This is a genomic window from Streptomyces sp. NPDC015144, assembly GCF_043079735.1.
Taxonomy (GTDB): domain Bacteria; phylum Actinomycetota; class Actinomycetes; order Streptomycetales; family Streptomycetaceae; genus Streptomyces.
This window is the reverse complement of sequence record NZ_JBIBUU010000033.1, coordinates 28401-48720: the sequence shown is the minus strand read 5'-3', so window position 1 is coordinate 48720 and position 20320 is coordinate 28401. Positions and strand designations below refer to the sequence as shown.

At 75.4% G+C, this 20320-nt stretch carries 17 protein-coding genes and 1 riboswitch; of the genes, 11 read left to right on the top strand and 6 right to left on the bottom strand.

Annotated features, from left to right (window positions below):
- The first annotated feature begins 312 nt into the window (after window positions 1–312).
- Together ACF08W_RS33840 and ACF08W_RS33835 are read left to right on the top strand one after the other, a co-directional pair.
- Window positions 313–1203, top strand: coding sequence for a neutral zinc metallopeptidase (locus ACF08W_RS33840; protein ID WP_385211568.1), 891 nt, complete (start codon window positions 313–315; stop codon window positions 1201–1203).
- 83 nt (window positions 1204–1286) lie between these two features.
- Window positions 1287–1700 (top strand): VOC family protein, encoded by a 414-nt coding sequence (locus ACF08W_RS33835; protein WP_392281644.1) that lies wholly within the window; start codon window positions 1287–1289, stop codon window positions 1698–1700.
- 45 nt (window positions 1701–1745) lie between these two features.
- Here the strand turns inward: ACF08W_RS33835 and ACF08W_RS33830 are convergent, their stop codons facing one another.
- The 3 genes from ACF08W_RS33830 to ACF08W_RS33820 form a co-directional block, all read right to left on the bottom strand.
- Window positions 1746–3044: a hypothetical protein gene (locus ACF08W_RS33830; RefSeq protein WP_352275112.1), complete on the bottom strand. Its 1299-nt coding sequence runs from the start codon at window positions 3042–3044 to the stop codon at window positions 1746–1748.
- Between the two features lie 295 nt (window positions 3045–3339).
- On the bottom strand, window positions 3340–4467 hold the full coding sequence (locus tag ACF08W_RS33825) for an alpha/beta hydrolase (protein ID WP_392281643.1): 1128 nt from the start codon (window positions 4465–4467) through the stop codon (window positions 3340–3342).
- Window positions 4468–4533: 66 nt separating this feature from the next.
- Window positions 4534–5193: a class II aldolase/adducin family protein gene (locus tag ACF08W_RS33820; protein ID WP_392281642.1), complete on the bottom strand. Its 660-nt coding sequence runs from the start codon at window positions 5191–5193 to the stop codon at window positions 4534–4536.
- 226 nt (window positions 5194–5419) lie between these two features.
- On the opposite strand from ACF08W_RS33820, the gene ACF08W_RS33815 reads away from it, so the two are divergent.
- From ACF08W_RS33815 to ACF08W_RS33785, 7 genes are all read left to right on the top strand, one after another.
- Window positions 5420–6721, top strand: coding sequence for an anion permease (locus ACF08W_RS33815; protein WP_392281641.1), 1302 nt, complete (start codon window positions 5420–5422; stop codon window positions 6719–6721).
- A gap of 32 nt (window positions 6722–6753) precedes the next feature.
- A complete protein-coding gene (locus ACF08W_RS33810) occupies window positions 6754–6984 on the top strand; it encodes a hypothetical protein (RefSeq protein ID WP_352275093.1) in 231 nt (76 codons plus the stop codon).
- Between the two features lie 149 nt (window positions 6985–7133).
- Window positions 7134–7265, top strand: a riboswitch (cobalamin riboswitch).
- A gap of 138 nt (window positions 7266–7403) precedes the next feature.
- Window positions 7404–8390: a cobalamin biosynthesis protein gene (locus tag ACF08W_RS33805; RefSeq protein ID WP_385211560.1), complete on the top strand. Its 987-nt coding sequence runs from the start codon at window positions 7404–7406 to the stop codon at window positions 8388–8390.
- Window positions 8387–9949, top strand: coding sequence for a cobyric acid synthase (locus ACF08W_RS33800; protein ID WP_392281640.1), 1563 nt, complete (start codon window positions 8387–8389; stop codon window positions 9947–9949). The genes ACF08W_RS33805 and ACF08W_RS33800 overlap by 4 nt, the downstream gene beginning before the upstream one ends.
- Window positions 9946–11988 (top strand): putative cobaltochelatase, encoded by a 2043-nt coding sequence (locus tag ACF08W_RS33795; RefSeq protein WP_352275090.1) that lies wholly within the window; start codon window positions 9946–9948, stop codon window positions 11986–11988. The genes ACF08W_RS33800 and ACF08W_RS33795 overlap by 4 nt, the downstream gene beginning before the upstream one ends.
- On the top strand, window positions 11988–12587 hold the full coding sequence (cobO, locus tag ACF08W_RS33790) for a cob(I)yrinic acid a,c-diamide adenosyltransferase (protein WP_352275089.1): 600 nt from the start codon (window positions 11988–11990) through the stop codon (window positions 12585–12587). The genes ACF08W_RS33795 and cobO overlap by 1 nt, the downstream gene beginning before the upstream one ends.
- A gap of 22 nt (window positions 12588–12609) precedes the next feature.
- On the top strand, window positions 12610–13980 hold the full coding sequence (locus tag ACF08W_RS33785; protein ID WP_352275088.1) for a cobyrinate a,c-diamide synthase: 1371 nt from the start codon (window positions 12610–12612) through the stop codon (window positions 13978–13980).
- Between the two features lie 11 nt (window positions 13981–13991).
- On the opposite strand, the gene ACF08W_RS33780 is transcribed toward ACF08W_RS33785, so the two are convergent.
- Window positions 13992–14714, bottom strand: coding sequence for a ZIP family metal transporter (locus ACF08W_RS33780; protein WP_385211553.1), 723 nt, complete (start codon window positions 14712–14714; stop codon window positions 13992–13994).
- Window positions 14715–14809: 95 nt separating this feature from the next.
- Between ACF08W_RS33780 and cobC the strand changes: the two genes are divergently transcribed.
- A complete protein-coding gene (gene cobC / locus ACF08W_RS33775) occupies window positions 14810–16312 on the top strand; it encodes an Rv2231c family pyridoxal phosphate-dependent protein CobC (RefSeq protein WP_392281639.1) in 1503 nt (500 codons plus the stop codon).
- A 45-nt stretch (window positions 16313–16357) separates the two neighbouring features.
- Here the strand turns inward: cobC and ACF08W_RS33770 are convergent, their stop codons facing one another.
- The gene (locus ACF08W_RS33770; RefSeq protein WP_352275085.1) at window positions 16358–17503 is read right to left on the bottom strand and encodes an SCO1860 family LAETG-anchored protein; all 1146 of its coding nucleotides are present in this window, start codon (window positions 17501–17503) and stop codon (window positions 16358–16360) included.
- Window positions 17504–17858: 355 nt separating this feature from the next.
- Window positions 17859–18959 (bottom strand): amidohydrolase family protein, encoded by a 1101-nt coding sequence (locus tag ACF08W_RS33765; protein WP_392281638.1) that lies wholly within the window; start codon window positions 18957–18959, stop codon window positions 17859–17861.
- Window positions 18960–19069: 110 nt separating this feature from the next.
- On the opposite strand from ACF08W_RS33765, the gene ACF08W_RS33760 reads away from it, so the two are divergent.
- The gene (locus ACF08W_RS33760; RefSeq protein WP_392281637.1) at window positions 19070–20176 is read left to right on the top strand and encodes a pyridoxal-phosphate-dependent aminotransferase family protein; all 1107 of its coding nucleotides are present in this window, start codon (window positions 19070–19072) and stop codon (window positions 20174–20176) included.
- Window positions 20177–20320: the final 144 nt, after the last annotated feature.

The following is a 20320-nucleotide window of genomic DNA, read 5'->3' as shown; positions in this document are numbered from 1 at the left end:
TGGAGATACGGAAGGAGGCGGACTCGATGAGGATGCGGGCGCCGGCACGCAGCTCGATGCCGGAGGCGGTGATCACGGTAATACTCCAGGGCGGTTGGACGGCTTACGGGACGAGGGCGGAGATGTCTCGACGCCGCTAATGCACAAGGAGAATTGCCATGGGGCCATTCTACTGGCGGTGTGCAACTGCTTTTCCGCGTGCTTCCCGGCAGCCGCCCGGGGTGGCCGCCGCACGGCCGGAAAGGCGGCGCGGCGTGACCTGTCCGATACTCGGCGGAGGCGGGACCACAGCGCGGAGCGGAAGGCAGGACCATGCAGTTCGACGACGATGCCGGTCTGGACACGTCCGAGGTCCAGGACGCGCGCGGCAGCCGGATCCCGGGCGGCAGGGCCACGGTGGGCGGCGGCGTCGTCGGGCTCGTCGCGCTCCTGCTGGGGCTGTTCTTCGGCGTCGGCCCCGAGGAGCTCGGGCTCTCGTCGGGCGGGCCGACCACGGCGCCGACCTCGTCCACCGCCGCCCAGGTGGAGCGGGACTGCCGGACCGGGCGGGACGCGAACACCCGGGAGGACTGCCGGACCGTGGCGGTGGTCAACAGCGTGCAGGACTACTGGAAGCAGGAGTTCCGGCAGCGCGGGGCCACGTACACGCCGTCCCGGACGGTCCTGTTCAGTGACCGGATCAACACCGCGTGCGGCGCCGCGAGCTCGGCGGTCGGGCCGTTCTACTGCCCCGGTGACCGGCAGGTCTATCTGGACCTGGGCTTCTTCGACGAGCTGCGGACGAAGTTCGGCTCCAGCGGCGGCCCCTTCGCCCAGGCCTATGTCGTCGCCCACGAGTACGGCCACCACGTGCAGGACCTGATGGGGACGCTCCGGCGGGCGCAGGACGGCCGGACCGGCGCGAACAGCAACGCGGTCCGGGTGGAGCTCCAGGCGGACTGCTACGCCGGGATCTGGGCCCACCACGCGACGACCACGCCCGACGGGGCGACCGGGCGCCCGCTGCTCACCTCGCTGACCACGGCGGACGTCCGGGACGGGCTCGACGCGGCGGCCGCGGTCGGTGACGACCGGATCCAGGAGAAGTTCCAGGGCCGGGTCACCCCGGAGTCCTGGACGCACGGTTCGGCCGCCCAGCGCCGGCAGTGGTTCACCACCGGCTACCGCGACGGGGACCTCGCCTCCTGCGACACCTTCCGCTGAGCGCCGCCGGGCCACTGTCGGTGCCCGGTGGAAGACTGGGCGGCGGATCACCGTGAGGACGTGGCGCAGGAGAGGTGAGTGCGGTGGCGAACGCGGCGGCCGGAGTTCCGACCATCTATCCGACGATTCTGTACGAGGACGCGCAGGCGGCGATCGGGACGCTGACGGAGGCGTTCGGCTTCGTCCGGGAGGCGGTGTACGAGGGCGAGGACGGCGCGGTGCTCCACGCCGAGCTGTCCTGCGGCAACGGCAGGGTGATGCTGGGCTCCAAGGGGCGCGACGGCGTCTTCTCCCGGGCGATGCGGGACGCGGGCCCCGTCGGCGTCTACGTCGTGGTCGAGGAGATCGACGCGCACCACGCCAGAGCGGTGGAGCACGGGGTGGAGATCCTGGTGCCGCCCACCGACCAGGACTACGGCTCACGGGACTACATGGCGCGGGACGCCGAGGGCAACGTCTGGAGCTTCGGTACGTACGCGCCGGGGTCGGCGGGCTGACGGCCGCCGGGCGGGCCCGAGCGCTCTCGGGCCCGCCCGGCGCGGTCAGGCGCCGCCGGTGTGCACCTGGAACGCGGCCCGGCGCACCGCCTTGGCCAGTGCCGGGTCCGGGTGGGCGGCGGCCAGCGCCACCAGTACCTGCACGGTGCGCGGATGGCCGACGGCCCGTACCTCCTCCAGGAGGGCCGGGACCGTGCCCTGGACGGCGGAGTCGAGGTGGCGGACCAGCAGCCCGGTCTCGCCGTGGTCGGCGACGGCCGCCGCGGTGTCGACCCAGAGCCAGGTGGCCTCTTCGCGGCTGAGGACGTCGGGGGCGTCCTCGGGGTCGGTGCCGTCGTACTCGGCCAGCCAGAGCAGCGCGTAGGGGCGCAGCGAGGCGTCGGCGAGCACGGCGCGGACCTCGGGCTCGGCGGGGGCGCCCACGACCCGGAGCGCCTCGAAGGCGAGCCCGCGCAGGAGGGCGTCCTCGCCCCGGGCCACGTCGAGGAGTTCGGCGACGGCGCTGCCGACCGGGCGGGCGGCCAGCCAGGCCCGGTACTCGTCGCGGGCCGGGCCCGGGGTGAGCCTCGCGCAGCCGAGCAGCATGTCGGCGGCGGACTGCTCGATGTTCCCGGCCGGGCTCTGGGCGGCGACGCAGATCTGCTCCAGCTTGACCCAGACCGCCCAGTTGCCGAGCGGGGTGAGGGTGGCGTGTCCGGTGCCGAGGGTGAGCGCGCCGACGGCGGCCAGTCCGTCGAGGGCCCAGTCGAGCAGGGCGGCCGGGTCGGCGGGCGGGGCGGGCTCGGCCGGTCCGGGCAGCGGCTGCGGCCCGTACGGCACCTCGCAGCGCTCCTCGCGGAGTTCGGCGACGCGCTGGGCGAGCAGGTCCAGCAGGGCGGGGACGGTGACCGGGCCCGCCGAGAGCTGGAGGAGGGAGAGGACCTGGGGCACCGCCTCGACGGCCTCGGCGGCGGCCGTGGACTCCAGGCCCGCGGGCGCCGGGTGGACGAGCGACCAGGCGTCGAAGAGCGCCACCCAGCCGCGGAGCACGGCGGAGTCGTCGCGGTCCCAGGCGCGCAGCCGCCAGCCGGGGCGTGCGGTGTCGCCGTGCAGTTCGACCAGGCCGGCGAGCCTGGCCCGGTCCCAGCCGGAGCGCACCTGTGCCGGGGACAGTTCGAGGGCGGCCGCGGCGCGTTGGAGCGCCTGGGCGGCCAGCGGTGGCGCGCCGGGGGTCGCGCCGTCGGCGGCCCACCGGGCGATCCGTACGGCGTCGGCGAGGGCGGCCCTGGCCTGGCGGGCCAGTTCCGACCGGGGTGGGGTGCCCTCGGGCGGGCGGGGGGCCGGCCTGGTGCGCCGGGTGGTCACGGCCTTGCGGGCGGTGGCAAGGGGTCGCGGGCGGACAAGTCGCAGCCTGGAGTCGCGCGGGTTACGGGACGTCACGGGTAGCAGTCTTGCCCCTGACGGCCCGAAAGCCCAAACGGAACCCGGATTCCCGGGACGGCGATCCCGGTCCGGGCCTGGGACAATGAGGCGTTTACCCTCTCCCATCCGGTCACATCGCGGGGATCCGGGGGCGCCTGACGGATCTTGCGCCGGGCGGACCGGAAGCCCCGGTCCGGGGCCGGTTCGCGGGGAGGGCGGGCCGCCCTCCCCGGCCGGGTCACATCAGGGGGACCAGGAAGCGGCGCAGGGTCTCCTCGTAGCGGGCCGGGTCGGCGTTCCACATCGCCGCGTGCGGTGCCTGCGGGACGGGGTGCAGGGCGATCAGGTCGGGGCGGCGGGCGGCGAGGTCGCGGGTCGGCTGCCAGGGGGCGAGCTGGTCGTCCGGGCCGTGGAAGACCAGGGTGGGGGTGCGCAGGGAGCGGGCGACGGATTCGTCCAGCAGCCGGCCGCCGTGCACCCCGGTCTGGCCCTCGGCGGCGCGCTGTGCGAGCGGCAGCAGGAAGGACGGGACGCCGCGGGCGACGGCCAGGGCGCGCAGGGTGGCGTTCCAGTCCAGGACCGGGGAGTCCAGGACGAGTCCGGAGATCCGGTCGCGCAGGGCGGAGCCGACGGCCGCGTGCAGCGCCATCGAGGCGCCGGTGGACCAGCCGTGCAGGACGACGTCGCGGGCACCGTGGCGCACGGCGAAGCGGATCGCCGCGTCCAGGTCGCGCCATTCGGACTCGCCGAGGTGGACGAGGCCGTCGGGCGAGCGCGGGGCCCCGGCGTCGCCGCGGTAGGCGAGGTCGAGCACGGGCAGCCGCAGCCCGTTCAGGAAGCCCATGAGGTTCATGGGGTGTTCCCGGGTGGTGCCGAGGCCGTGCACGGTGATGACCCAGGTGTCGCGGGGGCCGGGCACGAACCAGGCGGGCAGGGCGCCGAGTTCGCCGGGGATCTCGACCTCCTCGTGGGCGAGGCCGAGGGCGCGGAAGGGGTCGCCGCTGAACAGCTGCGGGGTCACCCGGACCTTGTCGCCGGGCTCCAGGGTGCCCCGGTCCACGCGTTCCAGCCGTCGGACGACGGTGTCGGGGGCGGCGTGGGCGTTCTCGATCACCGGCCCGACCACGGCGTGGACGTCGTCGCCGACCAGTCCGTACGTGCCGGGGCGCAGGGCGGTGAAGGAGCGGGTGAGGGTGACCTGGCCGGCCGCCGTGGCGTGGACGGTGAGTCGGCGGTCGGCGGGGAGCGGGCGCCCCGCGGGGGCCCGCAGGGCGACGTCGCTGGCGTACCGGCCGGCCGCGACCGCCGCCGCGCCGACGCCGAGGACCGTGGTGACGGCTGCTGCCGTGATCGTTGCCGGGCGCACGGCCCCAGTCTCGTGGCGGCGGGGGCCCGCTGCCAGCGGACGGGGCCGTGCGCTGGGCCGGTCGGGTCAGCCCGGCTGCCCGTATCCCTTGAGCGCCTCGCCCACCTCGTCCAGCTGGTCCGGGGTGAGCAGGCTCGGGGTGTGTCCGGGGACGGAGCTCGCGGCGAGCCAGAGGCGGCAGAGCCATTCGAGCTGGGCGGTCCGGTCGTACGCCTGGTCCAGGGTGGTCCCGTAGGTGACGGTGCCGTGGTTGCGGAGCAGGCAGCCGGTGCGGTCCCGGAGGGCGGTGAGCATGTACTCGGCCAGTTCGGGGGTGCCGTAGCGGGCGTAGGCGGCGACGCGGACGGGGCCGCCGAGCATGGCCGCGGCGTAGTGGACCGGGGGGATCTCGGCGACCAGGGTGGAGACGGCCGTGGCGTGCACCGCGTGGGTGTGGACGACGGCGGCGGCGTCCGTGTTCCGGTAGACGGCGAGGTGGAGCGGGAGTTCGCTGGTCGGGACCAGGTCGCCGAAGAGGCGGTTGCCGTCCGGATCGACGCCCACGGCGTCCTCGGGGCGCAGCCGGTCGTAGGGCACTCCGCTGGGGGTGACGAGGATGGTGGAGCCGACCCGGGCCGACACGTTTCCCGACGTCCCGACGACGAGCCCCTCGGCCGCCGTCCGCCGCGCGGTGGCGACGACCCCGTCCCACGCCCGTCCGATCACGTCACATTTCTGATCGCTCATGCGCCGAAGCTGATCGCTCATGGACCGATCCTGTCAGCCCTGGGGAGCGATGGGTACAGGGCCGGGCGGACCACCGCGTTCCGCCTTCCGGGGAACACACCTCGAACAGAAACGGAACGCTGTGACTCCGGTTGGAGTCACCACAGTGCCCTCCCCAGTTCATCTTCCGTTTACCCAGGTTGCCTACGGTCCACATGCCAATGACGTCGAACGATTGCCTGGGTAAATGGAACACATCACGCTGCTCCTCGCGATTGTGATCGTGACAGCTCTAGTGTTCGATTTCACGAACGGTTTCCACGACACCGCGAACGCGATGGCGACCACCATCTCGACCGGTGCACTCAGACCGAAGACCGCGGTGGCCATGTCCGCCGTTCTCAATCTCGTCGGCGCGTTCCTGTCGGTGGAGGTCGCCAAGACGATCTCCGGCGGGATCGTCAACGAGGACGGGTTGCGCACGGAAGTGATCTTCGCGGCACTCGTCGGCGCCATCCTCTGGAATCTGCTGACCTGGCTGGTCGGGCTGCCCTCCAGCTCGTCGCACGCCCTGTTCGGCGGTCTGATCGGCGCGGCCGTGATGTCGGCGGGCTGGTCGTCCGTCAACGGCGGCACCGTCGTCACCAAGGTGCTGCTCCCCGCGGTCGCCGCCCCGATCGTCGCCGGTGTCGCCGCGCTGCTGGCCACCCGGCTGACGTACCGGATCGGCGGGAAGATCCGCGACGAGGCCCAGGAGAAGGCCACCGCCAAGGGCTACCGGGCCGGCCAGATCGCCTCGGCCGGGCTGGTCTCCCTCGCCCACGGCACCAATGACGCGCAGAAGACCATGGGCATCATCACGCTGGCCCTGGTCACCGGCGGGGTCCTGCACCCCGGGGCCAACCCGCCGGTCTGGGTGATCGTCTCCGCCGGTCTCGCCATCGCGCTCGGCACCTACCTGGGCGGCTGGCGCATCATCCGCACCATGGGCAGCGGCCTCACCGACCTCAAGCCGCCGCAGGGCTTCGCCGCCCAGACCAGCGCGGCCACGGTCATCCTGGCCTCCTCGCACCTCGGTTTCTCGCTCTCCACCACGCAGTCGTGCTCCGGCGCCGTGATGGGCGCGGGCCTCGGCCGCCAGGGCGGTGTGGTCCGCTGGTCCACCGCCACCCGGATGTTCGTCGCCTGGGGCCTGACCCTGCCGGCCGCCGGTCTGGTCGGCGCGGGCGCGGAGCTGCTCACCAAGCAGGGCACCTGGGGCGTCGTCGTGGTCGCGGCCCTGCTGGTCCTGGGCTCCGGCTCGATCTGGCTGCTCTCCCGCCGCAAGCCGGTCGGCCACGACGACGTCGCCCCGGGCGCCGGGGCCCCGGCCCCGGTCCCCGCCGAGCCCGCCGGTGTCGTCACCACGGCCATCGCCGCCGTCAGCCCGCCGCCCACCACCGCGGCCCAGGCCGCCACCACCCCCGCCGCCCCGGCCGCGGCCGTCGTGACCGCCCTCCCGGTCACGCCCAAGGCCCCTCAGGACCCGGCGCAGCCCGCCGCCGTCTGACCGGTCCCGCACCGACCGTCTAAGGAATCAGCATGAAAATCGACTGGGCGGCCCTCGGCTCCGTCTTCGGTGTCTCCCTCGTGGTCACCGTCGCGCTGGTGGGTCTCTTCACCCTGGGCATCGTCGGCCTCTCCAAGCAGCCCGAACCGGCTGCGCAGGGCGGCTCCGGCGGCTCGCCGCTGCTGGCCCGCGCCGGCGCGTACGCCTGCTTCGCGCTCTGCGCGGCGGCCGTCGGGTACGGCATCTTCCTGATCGTCGCCTGACCCACCCCGCGCACGCCCGCATCGGGCCGGACACCCCCGGGTGCCCGGCCCGATGTGCGTCTCGGCACACTGCCCCGCCGCAGGTCAACGGCAGGTTGACGGGCCTTCGCGGGGCATGGTGGACTGCCGGAGCCAATTACGGCGACAGCAGAGGAAGCCGGTGCGAATCCGGCGCGGTCCCGCCACTGTCACCGGGGAGCGGTCCCCCACACCGGACGTCACGGCACGCGCGAGCGGGCTGGAAGGCCGGGGGCCCCGCGGATCCGGGAGCCAGGAGACTCTCGTCGCCGGTCACGTCGAACCAGGGCGCGGACCCTGAGTGAGGACATATCGCCATGCCCGGCCGCCATGCGCCCGCCGTCCCAGGCCCCGATGCCTTCCGTACGAGAGTCCGCCGCGGCGCGACGGCCGGCTGAGCCGTGCGAGCCGACCGCATCTTCGCGTACGGCGCCACCGCCGGTCTCCTCGGCGACCTGCTGCTCGGTGACCCCCGCAGGGGCCACCCGGTCGCCGCCTTCGGGCGGGCCGCGGCGGGCGTCGAGCGCCGCCTGTGGCACGACCACCGCGGCTGGGGCGCGCTGCACACCCTGATCTGCGCCGGAGCCGCCGTGGGCGGTGGTGCGCTGGCCGCCCGCGCGGTGCGCCGCAGCCCCGCCGCCTCCGTGGCGCTGACCGCCGCCGCCACCTGGTCCGTCGTCGGCGGCACCTCCCTGGGCCGGGAGGCGCGGGCCATCGGCGGCGCGCTGGAGGCCGGTGACATCGCCCTGGCCCGGGAGCGGCTGCCGCATCTGTGCGGGCGCGACCCGCAGTCCCTGGACGGTCCGCAGATCGCCCGCGCCGTGGTGGAGTCCGTGGCGGAGAACACCTCGGACGCCGTGGTCGGCGCCCTGGTGTGGGGCGCGGTGGCCGGGGTTCCCGGGCTGGCCGGGTTCCGGGCCGTCAACACCCTCGACGCCATGGTCGGCCACAGGTCGCCACGGCTGCGCCGGTACGGCTGGGCCTCGGCCCGCCTCGACGACCTCGCGGGCTGGCCCGGCGCCCGGCTCACCGCCCTGCTCGCGGTGGCCGCCGGGGGCCGCCCCCGGGACGCGCTGCACGCCTGGCGGGCCGACGCCGCCAGACATCCCAGCCCGAACGCGGGTCCGGTGGAGGCCGCGTTCGCCGGGGCGCTCGGCGTACGGCTGGGCGGGACCCTCGCGTACGGCGGCCGGGTCGAACACCGCCCGGTGCTCAACGGGGAGCGCGGCCGGGCCGTGGAGGGCGCGGACATCGAACGCGCGGTGCGGCTGTCGCGGCGGGTCGGCGCGCTGGCCCTCGGCGTGTGCGTGGCGGGGCGGCTCGGTGCCGGCCTCGCCGCACGACGGATCGCCGCGCGGCGGACCGGTACCGGACGGAGGAGCGCATGAGCGGCGGACTGCTGGTCGCCGGGACCACCTCGGACGCGGGCAAGAGCGTCGTCACCGCGGGCATCTGCCGCTGGCTGGTGCGCCGGGGCGTGAAGGTGGCGCCCTTCAAGGCGCAGAACATGTCGTTGAACTCGTTCGTCACCCGCGAGGGCGCCGAGATCGGGCGCGCCCAGGCCATGCAGGCGCAGGCCGCCCGCGTCGAGCCGACCGCGCTGATGAACCCGGTCCTGCTGAAGCCCGGCGGCGACCGCTCCAGCCAGGTCGTCCTGATGGGGAAGCCGGTCGGCGAGATGAGCGCGCGCGGCTACCACGGCGGTCGGCAGGAGGCCCTGTTCGGCACGGTAGCCGACTGCCTGGAGCAGCTGCGGGCCACGTACGACGCGGTGATCTGCGAGGGGGCGGGCAGCCCGGCCGAGATCAACCTGCGGCGCACCGACATCGTGAACATGGGCATCGCGCGGGCGGCGGGCTTCCCGGTGGTGGTGGTCGGCGACATCGACCGGGGCGGCGTCTTCGCGTCGTTCTTCGGTACGACCGCGCTGCTGGCCCCCGAGGACCAGGCACTGGTCGCGGGCTATCTGGTGAACAAGTTCCGTGGTGACGTGTCGCTGCTGGAGCCCGGTCTGGACATGCTGCGCGGGCTGACCGGGCGGCCGACGTACGGGGTGCTGCCCTTCGCCCACGGGCTCGGCATCGACGAGGAGGACGGGCTGCGGGTCTCGCTGCGCGGGGCGGTGCGCGAGGCGGCCGTCGCACCGCCGCACGGCGAGGACGTGCTGCGGGTCGCGGTGTGCGCGGTGCCGCTGATGTCGAACTTCACGGATGTGGACGCGCTGGCCGCCGAACCCGGGGTCGTCGTCCGGTTCGTGGACCGGGCCGAGGAGCTGTCCGACGCCGACCTGGTCGTGGTGCCGGGCACCCGGGGCACGGTCAAGGCGCTGGCCTGGATCCGGGAGCGCGGACTCGCCGACGCGCTGGCGCGGCGCGCGGCCGCGGGACGGCCGGTCCTCGGCATCTGCGGCGGCTTCCAGCTGCTGGGCGAGCACATCGAGGACGAGGTGGAGTCCCGGGCCGGCCGCGTCGAGGGCCTCGGTCTGCTGCCCGTGCGCGTCCGCTTCGACCGGGAGAAGACCCTGGCCCGGCCGGTAGGCGAGGCGCTCGGCGCGCCCGTGGAGGGGTACGAGATCCACCACGGGGTGGCGGACGTCCTCGGCGGCGAGCCGTTCCTGGACGGCTGCCGGGTGGGGGCGGTGTGGGGCACCCACTGGCACGGCTCGCTGGAGAGCGACGCGTTCCGCCGCCGCTTCCTGGCCGAGGTGGCGCGGGCCGCCGGCCGGCGTTTCGTCCCCGCGCCCGACACCTCCTTCGGCGCGCTGCGCGAGGAGCAGCTGGACCGGCTCGGCGACCTGATCGAGGAGCACGCCGACACCGACGCGCTGCTCCGGCTCATCGAGTCGGGCGCGCCGCCGGGGCTCCCGTTCGTCCCGCCCGGGGCGCCCGGCGGCGCCCTGCCTCACCCCCGTACATCCGCGAAAGACGCAGGAGGGACCGCCCAGTGAGTACGCATTTCCCGTTCACCGCCGTCGTCGGGCAGCAGGACCTGCAGCTCGCCCTGTTGCTCAACTCCGTCTCGCCGGCCATCGGCGGGGTGCTGGTGCGGGGCGAGAAGGGCACCGCGAAGAGCACCGCCGTACGCGCGCTGTCGGCGCTGCTGCCGCCGGTGGCCGTCGTGCCGGGGTGCCGGTTCTCCTGCGATCCGGCGGCGGCCGACCCGGCGTGTCCGGACGGCCCGCACGAGCCGGGGGCCGGTGTGTCGAGGGACGCCCGGATGGTGGAGCTGCCGGTCGGCGCGTCGGAGGACCGGCTCGTGGGGGCGCTCGACATCGAGCGGGCGCTCGCCGAGGGAGTGAAGGCGTTCGAGCCGGGGCTGCTGGCCGACGCGCACCGGGGCATCCTCTACGTCGACGAGGTCAACCTGCTCCACGACCACCTGGTGGACCTGCTGCTGGACGCGGCCGCCATGGGCGCGTCGTACGTGGAGCGGGAGGGCGTCTCGGTCCGGCACGCGGCGCGTTTCCTGCTGGTCGGGACGATGAACCCGGAGGAGGGCGAGCTGCGGCCGCAGCTGCTGGACCGGTTCGGGCTGACCGTGGAGGTCGCCGCGTCCCGGGAGACCGACCAGCGGGTCGAGGTGGTGCGGCGGCGGCTGGCGTACGACGACGACCCGGCGGGGTTCGCGGCTGGCTGGGCCGGTGAGGAGGAGGCGCTGCGGGCGAGGATCGCCGCCGCGCGGGCGCTGCTGCCCGCGGTGGTCCTCGGCGACGCGCCGCTGCGGCAGATCGCCGCGACCTGCGCCGCCTTCGAGGTCGACGGGATGCGCGCGGACATCGTGATGGCGCGGACGGCCACGGCGCTGGCCGCCTGGGCGGGGCGTACGGAGGTGCTCGCCGAGGACGTGCGGCAGGCGGCGCTGCTCGCCCTCCCGCACCGGCGGCGGCGCAACCCCTTCGACGCGCCGGGGCTCGACGAGGAGAAGCTGGACGACACGCTGGAGCGGAACGGCGGGGACGACGACCCGGACCCGGACGGCCCGGACGGCGGCGGCCGGCCGCCGCGGGACGACGGCCCGGGCACGCCGCAGGACCCCGGGCAGGGCGCCGACGACACGCCCGGCCCCTCCGTACCGGAGCAGGGCCAGGGCCAGGAGCGGGGCCAGGAGCAGGGCCGGCCGTCCGGGGGCGGCGAGCAGCGCCCGGTGGGCGCCACCGAGCCGTTCCGTACGAAGACGCTGAGCGTCCCCGGCCTGGGCGAGGGCGCGGCGGGGCGGCGCTCCCGGGCCCGTACCGAGCACGGGCGCACCACCGGCGCGCGACGCCCGGAGGGCGCCCTGACCAAGCTGCACCTGGCCGCGACGGTCCGGGCCGCCGCCCCGCACCAGCGGGCGCGCGGCCGGTCGGGGCGCGGGCTGGTGGTCCGGCGGGACGATCTGCGGCAGGCGACGCGGGAGGGGCGCGAGGGGAACCTGGTGCTCTTCGTGGTGGACGCCTCCGGGTCGATGGCGGCCCGGCAGCGGATGGCGGCCGTGAAGGGCGCGGTGCTGTCGCTGCTGCTCGACGCGTACCAGCGGCGGGACAAGGTCGGGCTGGTCACCTTCCGGGGCCGGGACGCCGAGGTGGTGCTGCCGCCGACGTCGTCGGTGGACGCGGCGGCGGCCCGGCTGGAGCTGCTGCCGACCGGTGGGCGCACCCCGGTCGCGGCCGGGCTGCTGAAGGCCCATGAGGTGCTGCGGGTGGAGCGGCTGCGCGATCCCTCGCGCCGTCCGCTGCTGGTCGTGGTGACCGACGGGCGGGCGACCGGCGGCCCCGGGCCGGTGGCGCTGGCGTCCCGGGCGGCGCGGCTGCACGCCGCGGAGGGCGTCGCCTCGGTCGTCGTGGACTGCGAGTCGGGGCCGGTGCGGCTCGGGCTCGCGGCCGAGCTGGCCCGGGATCTCGGCGGCACCGCCGTGACCCTGGACGAGCTGCGGGCCGATGCGATCACCGGACTCGTCAAGGGCGTCCGGGAAGCGGGCAAGAGGGACATCACCAGGAGGGCCGCGTAATGCCGCAGGGACAGCCGACCACCGTGCCGGACGACGGGCTCACCACCCGTCAGCGCCGCAACCGGCCGCTGCTGATGGTGCACACCGGCATCGGCAAGGGGAAGTCGACGGCGGCCTTCGGGATGGCGCTGCGCGCCTGGAACCAGGGCTGGCCCGTCGGGGTCTTCCAGTTCGTCAAGTCGGCGAAGTGGAAGGTCGGCGAGGAGAACGCGCTGAAGGTCCTCGGCGCGAGCGGCGAGGGCGGCTCCGTCGCCTGGCACAAGATGGGCGAGGGCTGGTCGTGGGTCCAGCGCGACGGCCAGCAGGACAACGAGGAGGCGGCGCGCGAGGGCTGGGAGCAGATCAAGCGCGACCTGGCCGCCGAGACGTACCGGCTGTACGTCCTCGACGAGTTCGCGTACCCGCTGCACTGGGGGTGGGTCGACACCGCCGAGGTGGTCGAGGTGCTGCGCGCCCGTCCCGGCACCCAGCACGTGGTGATCACCGGTCGCAACGCGCCGCGGGAGCTGCTGGACGCGGCGGATCTGGTGACCGAGATGTCCAAGGTCAAGCACCCGATGGACGCCGGTCAGAAGGGTCAGCGGGGCATCGAATGGTGAGCTCCACCCCGGGGGTCCCCCGGTGAACGTGCCACGTCTGGTGATCGCCGCGCCCTCCTCGGGCAGCGGCAAGACCACCGTCGCGACGGGGCTGATGGCGGCCTTCGCGGGGCGCGGCCTGGCCGTCTCCCCGCACAAGGTCGGGCCCGACTACATCGACCCCGGCTACCACACGCTGGCCACCGGGCGGCCGGGGCGCAATCTCGACGCCTACATGTGCGGCCCCGGCCTGGTCGCCCCGCTGTTCGCGCACGGGGCGGCCGGGTGCGACCTGGCCGTGGTCGAGGGCGTGATGGGGCTGTACGACGGGGCGTCGGGCCAGGGCGAACTGGCGTCGACGGCCCAGGTGTCGAAGCTGCTGCGGGCGCCCGTGGTGCTGGTCGTCGACGCGTCCTCGCAGTCCCGGTCGGTGGCGGCGCTGGTGCACGGCTTCGCGTCGTGGGACCCGCGGGTGCGGATCGGCGGGGTGATCCTCAACAAGGTCGGTTCGCAGCGCCACGAGGAGCTGCTGCGGGACGCGTTGGACGAGTCGGGGCTGCCGGTGCTGGGGGTGCTGCGGCGGGCCGAGCGGGTGGCGGTGCCCTCGCGCCACCTGGGGCTGGTGCCGGTGGCCGAGCGGCGCGGCGACGCGGTGGGCGCGGTCGGGGCGATGCGCGAGCAGGTGGAGGCGGGGTGCGACCTGGAGGCGCTGATGGCGCTGGCCCGGTCCGCGCCCCCGCTGCCGGACGGCGGATGGGACGCGGCGGAGGCGGTCGGCGGCCGCGGCGGTCCGGTCGTCGGGCGGGGCGGGGCGGCCCCGGTGGTCGCGGTGGCCTCCGGTGCCGCGTTCACCTTCTCGTACGCCGAGAACACCGAGCTGCTGGCGGCCGCCGGGGCCGAGGTCGTGCCGTTCGACCCGCTGCGCGACGAGAAGCTGCCCGAGGGGACCCGGGGGCTGGTCGTCGGCGGGGGCTTCCCCGAGGTGTACGCGGCCGAGCTGTCGGCCAACACGGCGCTGCGGGAGGCCGTCGCGGGGCTCGCCGGGTCCGGGGCGCCGGTGGCGGCCGAGTGCGCGGGGCTGCTGTACCTGGCGCGTTCGCTGGACGGGCTGCCGATGTGCGGGGTCCTGGACGCGGAGGCCCGGATGACGAAGCGGCTGACGCTGGGCTACCGGGAGGCGGTGGCGGTCTCGGACAGCGTGCTGGCGGCGCCCGGCACCCGGGTCCGCGGCCACGAGTTCCACCGCACGGTGCTGGAGCCGGGCGCCGGTCCCGAACCGGCCTGGGGCATGCACCTGCCGGAGCGGCGCGTCGAGGGCTTCGTACGGGGCGGGGTGCACGCCAGCTATCTGCACACGCACTGGGCCCCCGAGCCGGGGATGGCCCGCCGGTTCGTCGAGCGGTGCGCGCGGTGACGGGCGGACGCTCAGTCCGCGATCCCCACCACCAGCCAGATGAAGCCGACCCCGGCCACCGTGCACAGCAGGGTGGAGCGGGCCGGGTGCTCGTGGTGCGCCTCGGGAAGGATCTCGGCGGCGGCGAGATAGAGCAGGGCGCCGCCGAAGAAGCCGAGATAGCAGCCGAGGAGTTCCGCCGGGAGGGTGAACAGCAGGGTCGTCGCGGCGCCGGCCATCGGGGCCAGGGCGTCCGCGAACAGCATGAGCAGGGCCTTGCGGCGGGCGTTCCCGTACAGGCTGGTGATCGTGTACGTGTTGAAGCCGTCGGCGAAGTCGTGGGTGATGACGGCGAGCGCCACGGTGGCGCCCATGCCGGCGCCCACCTGGAAGGCGGCGCCGAGGGCGACGCCGTCCATCAGGCTGTGGCCGACCATCGCGGCCGCCGCCGTGAGCCCGACCTGCGGCACCCGTCCCTCGCCCGCGCCGTGCGCCGCCCGGCGCACGGCGAGCAGCCGCTCGACGAGATGGGCGACGAGGAAGCCCGCGACGAAGAGCAGCAGGGCGGCCGGCACCCCGAAGACGGGCCCGCCCGCCGCCTCGACCGCCTCCGGCAGCAGGTCCAGGCCGACCACGCCGAGCATCAGCCCGCCGGCGAAACCGAGCACCAGATGGCGGCGGTCGGTGACGCGCTGGGCCACCCAGCCGCCCAGCAGGGTCATCAGGAACGCGCCGAACGCGACGAACACCGCCATGGGCCCTTGCTAGCCGATCACCCCCGGTACGCGCATCCCAGCGCCGCCTGATCCCCGCTTCCGGATCTCCCGCCCCTTTCGAGAGGAACCGTTCCATGTCCGAAGCCGTCGGCGCCGCCGCGGTGTTGCCGTCCGCGCCGCTCACCGTCGGGGTCGGTGCCTCCCGGGGCGCGCCCGCCGAGGAGATCCTCGGACTGGTCCGGGACGCCCTGCGGGAGGCCGGGCTCTCCCCGCGGGGCGTCGCGGAGCTGGCGACCGTGGACAGCAAGGCCGAGGAGCCGGGCATCGTCGCCGCGGCGCTGGCGCTCGGGGTGCCGTTGCGCACGTATCCGGCCGAGGAGCTGGCCCGGGTCGCGGTGGACGGCCGGTCCGGTGCGGCGCTGGCCGCCGTGGGGACGGCCTCGGTGGCGGAGGCCGCCGCGCTCGTGGCGGGGGGCGAGCTGGTGGTGCCGAAGCGGAAGTCGGCGCCCCGGGGGCGGGTGCCGATGGCGACCTGCGCGGTGGCCCGCCGCGCCCCGGACGCCGCCGCCCCGTCCGGCACCGCGCCGGACCCGCACGATCTGGGTCACCACGGCGACGCGGAGGTACGGGGCGGGGAGCTGACCGATCTCGCCGTCAACGTACGGGCCGGTACTCCCCCGGTCTGGCTGCGGGAGCGGATCGCCGCGTCGTTGTCCTCGCTGGCCGCGTATCCGGACGGCCGGGCGGCGCGGGCGGCGGTGGCGGCCCGGCACGGGCTGCCGGTGGAGCGGACGCTGCTGACCTCGGGGGCGGCGGAGGCGTTCGTGCTGCTGGCGCGGGCGCTGCCGGTGCGCCGCCCGGTGGTGGTCCACCCGCAGTTCACCGAGCCGGAGGCGGCGCTGCGCGCGGCCGGGCACCGGGTGGAGCGGGTGCTGCTGCGGGCCGGGGACGGCTTCCGGCTGGACCCCTCGGCGGTGCCCGAGGAGGCGGATCTGGTGGTGGTCGGCAATCCGACCAACCCCACCTCGGTGCTGCATCCGGCGGCGCTGCTGGAACGGCTGGCCCGGCCCGGCCGGTTCCTGGTGGTCGACGAGGCGTTCATGGACGCGGTGCCGGGCGAGAGGGAAGCGCTCGCGGGGCGCACGGACATCCCGGGGCTGGTGGTGCTGCGGAGCCTCACCAAGACCTGGGGGCTCGCGGGGCTGCGGATCGGTTACGTACTGGCGGAGCCGGGGACCGTCCGGGTGCTGGCGCGGGCGCAGCCGCTGTGGCCGGTGTCGGCCCCGGCGCTGACGGCCGCCGAGGCGTGCGTGGAGCCGCGGGCCCTGGTGGAGGCGGCGGAGGCGGCGGAGCGGATCGCGGTGGACCGGGACCATCTGGTGGCGGGGCTGCGGAGGGTCGACGGGGTGCGGGTGGTGGAGCCGGCCGAGGGGCCGTTCGTCCTGCTGCGGCTGGAGGGGGCGGCCGAGGTACGGGAGCGGCTGCGGGAGCTGGGCTTCGCGGCGCGGCGCGGTGACACGTTCCCCGGGCTCGGCCCCGAGTGGCTGCGGCTGGCGGTGCGCGACCGGGCCACCACCGACCGTTTTCTCGCGGCGTTCGGCCGGGCGGTGCGGGGGCCGGGCGCGGCGGCGGGCTGAGGGGCCGCCGCGCCCGGTGTTCCGGTGCGGGTGCGGGGTGCGGGGTCAGCCGCGGGCGCGGGCCCGGCGCCTGGTGAGCATCACCGCCCCGCCGCCGGCGGCCAGCAGCACGGCGGCGCCGCCCGCGATGTACGGGGTGGAGGAGGAGCTGCCGGTCTCCGCGAGGCTGGTGTCGCCGGCCGGGGCGTGGCCGGTGCCGGTCTGCGGCTTCACCCCGTCGCCGCCGGTGCCGCTGTCGCCGGAGCCGCCGGTGCCGTGGTGGCCGCCGGTCGACCCGGCCGTGGCGCCGCCGCTGGTGGGGCCACCGCTGGAACTCCCGTTGCTGGAGCCGCTGTTGTCGCCGCCCCCGGTGGTCGTCCCGCCGTTGCCGCCGGAGCCTCCGGTGCCGCCCGAACCCCCGGTGCTGGAACCTCCGTTGCTCGTTCCCCCGTTGCTCGTCCCGCCGTTGCTCGTCCCGCCGGTGTTGCCGCCGCCGCCCGGCTTCGGCGTCTCGCAGGTGGCCTCCACCAGTGAGACCTCGCCCTGGACCTCGGCGACGTTCAGGTTGAGCGGGTTGACGGAGACCTTGAGGCGCAGTGCGGTCGCGGCGGCGGTGCGCGAGGTGGTGTCCGTCTTCGAGAGGTCGAGGGTCACCTCGCCGACGCCCGGCACGGCGACCCGGGTGGTGCCGCCGGCGCCGAGCTCGATCCGCTTGCCGAGGACCGTCACGTGCCCCAGGACGTTCGACTCGGCGACCGGCTTGCGGCCCGCCTCGCAGACCGCCCTGGACGTGACCTTCTCCACCTCGATCAACGGGAGCGCCCGCAGCCCGGGGACGTGGACCCGGGCCTTGACCACATTGCTGTAGCCCTCGGCGCGGTGCCGGTCGGCGGTGGCCTTCGCGGTGGCCACGTCGGCGGCGAGGAGGCTGACCGGCCGGTTGCCGTCCACCCCGTCGACCCGGACGCGCAGCGCGGTGCTGTCCGCGTCGGCGGGCGCCTGCACCGCGTTGAGCGAGGTCCTGAGCGGTACGTCGACCGTCTTGTTCAGGAGCGAGACGTCGAGCGAGGCACGGAGCACGGCCGCGCTCGCCTTCCCGCCGCCGGTGGCCGTGGTGGTCGCGGGCTCGGCCTGGGCCGGAACGGCGGCCAGCAGGGCGACGGGAGCGACGGCGACGGCCAGGGCGGCGAGTCGGAAGGTGTTGCTGTTCAAGGTGGTGGAACCCCCACATGAGACATGGAGCCACCGGCGCCCTCCCATGGGGGACATGGAGGGTTCCGGCGGCCTCGACCCCGAAAGCTTTACGCACGGAGGGTGAACTCGCGGACACCTGACGTGAGTTCACTCCAAAGGGGGGTTTCCGAGCCTGTATTCGAATATCTCGGTACGTGCGTTCCTCCGGTTCACCCGAACCGCCGAGCGCGGACGGCGCGGCCGTCGAACACGCCGGTGCACACGCAGGACACGCACGGACACGCACAGAAATTGCTCAACGACGGCAGCCGCATTCCGGACACGGCCCGTCAACCCGGCGATCCCGGCGGCGGACCGCCGGCCGGCCGCCCCGTCAGCCGATCACCCGCCCGTTCAGCACCACCCGGCGCGGACCGGCGAGGACCCGTACGTCCGCCCGCGGGTCCTCGTCGTACACCATCAGGTCCGCCGGAGCCCCCTCCTCCAGGCCCGGCCGCCCCAGCCACCGCCGGGCGCCCCAGGTCGTCGCGGAGAGCGCGTCCAGCGGCGGGATGCCCGCCTTCACCAGCTCGGCGACCTCGTCCGCCACCAGCCCGTGGGCGAGCACCCCGCCCGCGTCGGTGCCGGTGAAGACCGGGATCCCGGCGTCGTACGCGGCGCGGACCGTGTCGTAGCGCCGCTCGTGCAGCCGCCGCATATGGGCCGACCAGCGGGGGAACTTGGCCTCGCCGCCGTCCGCGAGCGCCGGGAAGGTGGCGATGTTGACCAGGGTGGGGACGATCGCGACGCCGCGCTCGGCGAAGAGCGGAATGGTGTCCTCGGTGAGGCCGGTGGCGTGCTCCACGCAGTCGATCCCGGCCTCCACCAGATCGCGCAGCGAGTCCTCGGCGAAGCAGTGCGCGGTGACCCGGGCACCGAGCCGGTGCGCCTCGGCAATGGCCGCCTCGACCGCCCCGCGCGGCCAGCAGGCGGTCAGGTCGCCCACGCCCCGGTCGATCCAGTCGCCGACCAGCTTCACCCAGCCGTCGCCGCGCCGTGCCTCCTGCCCGACGTACGCGACCAGCTCGTCCGGCTCGATCTCGTGGGCGTAGTTCCGGGTGTACCGCCGGGGCCGGGCGATGTGCCGGCCCGCCCGGATGATCTTCGGCAGGTCCTCGCGGTCGTCGATCCACCGGGTGTCGGCCGGGGAGCCCGCGTCGCGCAGCAGCAGCGCGCCCGCCTCCCGGTCGGCCAGCGCCTGCCGCTCGCTGGTGGCCGCGTCCACGGCGCCGTGGAGGTCGAGCCCGACATGGCAGTGCGCGTCCACCAGCCCCGGCAGCACCCAACCGGTGACGGTCACCGCCCCGTCGGCCCCGGCCGGCCTCTCGTACGTGATCCGGCCGCCCTCCACCCAGAGTTCGTCCCGGACGTCCTCGGGGCCGACGAGCACCCGCCCCTTCACGTGCAGCACCTGCGAAGCCTTGTGATCACTCATGGGCAGCACTGTACGAGGCGGCCTCAAAGGCCCTCGGTACGCTTCGACGAGAAAGCCGTCCGCACGCGCCACCGCGCGCCGAACCGATCCGAGCCGAAGAGAGCACCGCCGTGACCCACCCCTTCCTCGACCTCGCCCCGCTCACCGCCGCGCGCTTCGCGGCCATCGAGCAGCGGGTCGCCGGCCTCCTCGCCACCGAGCAGGACGTCGTCATCATGCAGGGCGAGGCGCTGCTCCCGCTCGAAGGCTGCATCCGGGGCGGCGCCCGGCCCGGCACGACCGCGCTGAACGTGGTGACCGGCCCGTACGGGCAGACCTTCGGGAACTGGCTGCGGGACTGCGGTGCCGAGGTGATCGACCTGGCGGTGCCCTTCCACACGGCGGTCACCGCCGACCAGGTCGCGCGGGCGCTGGCCGAGCACCCGGGGATCGACTTCGTCTCGCTGGTCCACGCGGAGGCGGCGACCGGCAACACCAACCCGGTCGCCGAGATCGGTGAGGTGGTCCGCGCGCACGGGGCGCTGTTCATGCTGGACGCGGTCGCCTCGGTGGGCGCCGAGCCGCTGCTGCCGGACGCCTGGGGCGTCGACCTCTGCGTGATCGGCGCGCAGAAGGCGATGGGCGGCCCGGCCGGGGTGTCGGCGGTGTCGGTGAGCGCGCGCGCCTGGGAGCGGATCGCCGCCAACCCGCAGGCGCCGCGCCACTCCTACCTCTCGCTACTGGACTGGAAGGAGCGGTGGATCGACGGCGGCCGCAAGGCCCTGCTGCACGCCCCCGCCCAGCTGGAGATGCTGGCCCTGGAGGCGTGCGTGGAGCGGATCGAGGCCGAGGGGCTGGACGCGGTGATGGCCCGGCACGCCTCGGCGGCCGCGGCGACCCGGGCGGGCGCGGTGGCGCTCGGCGGCGGCCTCTCCCCGTACGTGCACCTGGCCGGGGAGGCGGCGCCGGTCGCCACGACGCTGCGCGCCCCCGAGGGCGTGGACGCCGCCGGACTGGTCGCCCGTGCGCTGGCCGCCGACCCGTCGCTGCCGCTGATCGCGGGCGGCGGCGCGCTGTCCAAGGAGATGATCCGGGTCAACCACTACGGCGTGGACGCGACGCGGGGCGCCGTGCTCTCCTCGCTCGCCGCCCTGGGCTCGGCGCTGGCCGAAACGGGCCGCCGGGTCGACCTCGAAGCGGCCGGCAAGGCCGTCGCGGAGGCGTGGCCGAACGCGTGACCTCGCGGTCTCTCCCGTGAAGTGCCAGCTCCGGACGGGTCGTTGACCCCTCGCTCCCTGGCGGGCGCCGAGCACCGGTGCGTACTATGTGGGGCCTGATCATGAGCCCCGGCATCCCGGAACCGGGGGCCGGGGCGGTGATCG